Origin of the sequence: Kitasatospora sp. MBT63 (genome assembly GCF_000710465.2) — a bacterium.
In the GTDB taxonomy this organism is placed as follows: Bacteria; Actinomycetota; Actinomycetes; order Streptomycetales; family Streptomycetaceae; genus Kitasatospora.
Genome location: NZ_JAIZ01000717.1, coordinates 16,500 through 17,529, shown reverse-complemented (window position 1 = coordinate 17,529; position 1,030 = coordinate 16,500). Strand labels below are relative to the sequence as shown.

The following is a 1,030-nucleotide window of genomic DNA, read 5'->3' as shown; positions in this document are numbered from 1 at the left end:
CCGGGCCGGCTGGCGGGCCGTCGGCGCCGCGCTCGCCGCACCGCTGACCGCGCTGTGGCCGCTGCTGGCGGTCCTGATCGGCTACGTGTACGGGGTGCTGCTCGTCCTGCACCCGCTGCTGAAGCGGTGGAACTACACCACCGTGCGGGGCGCCGACGGCTCGGTGCGGCCGGTGTCGCTCCAGCTGGGAGGGGTGGAGTGGGACAGCTGGCCGCGCTGGCTGGTGCCGTGCGCGGTGGGGCTGGTCCTGCTCGCCTCGGCGCCGTGGCTGCTGCGATGGGCGGGGGCGCCGCAGCGCGCCGCGCTGCGGGCACTGCTCGGACCGGACGCCGCCGACCGGCGGATCCACGACCTGGAGGAGACCCGGGCCCAGGCCGTCGACGAGGCCGCCACCACGCTGCGCCGGATCGAGCGGGACCTGCACGACGGCACCCAGGCCCGGCTGGTCGGCCTGGGGATTCAGCTGACCATGGTCCGCGAACTGCTGCTGGCCGGCGCCGGGACCGAGCAGGTGCTCACGGTCGTGGAGACCGCCCAGGGCAACGCCAAGCAGGCCGTCGCCGACCTGCGCGACCTGGTCCGGGGCATCCACCCGCCGGCGCTGGACGCGGGCCTGGACACCGCCCTCGCCACCTTGGCCGCCGACTGCCCGCTGCCGGTCCGGGTCACCGTGGTCCTGGACCGGCGCCCGTCCCCCGCGGTCGAGTCGATCGCCTACTTCAGTGCGGCCGAACTGCTGGCCAACGCCGTCAAGCACAGCGGCGCGCGGGAGGTACGGATCGCGGTGCGCGGCGGGGAGGTGGGCGACGGGGAGGTACGCGACGGCGGGGCGGAGGTGCTGGTGCTGGAGGTCCTCGACGACGGACGCGGGGGCGCGGTGGTCGGCGCGGGCAGCGGACTGAGCGGTCTGCGCGCCCGGGCGAGGACCGTCGACGGTAGCCTGACCTGCGAGAGCCCGGACGGCGGGCCGACCCTGGTCACCGTCCGGCTGCCGTACTGAGCTCCGGCCGGCGCGAGACGGGACGGGCGC

General features: G+C 76.6%; 1 protein-coding gene. It reads left to right on the top strand.

The genetic code is table 11. From position 1 onward, the window contains the following. A partial coding sequence (locus AA75_RS37240; protein WP_033824848.1) for a sensor histidine kinase occupies positions 1-1,000 on the top strand: 1,000 nt, incomplete at its 5' end. Between the last annotated feature and the right edge of the window lie 30 nt (positions 1,001-1,030).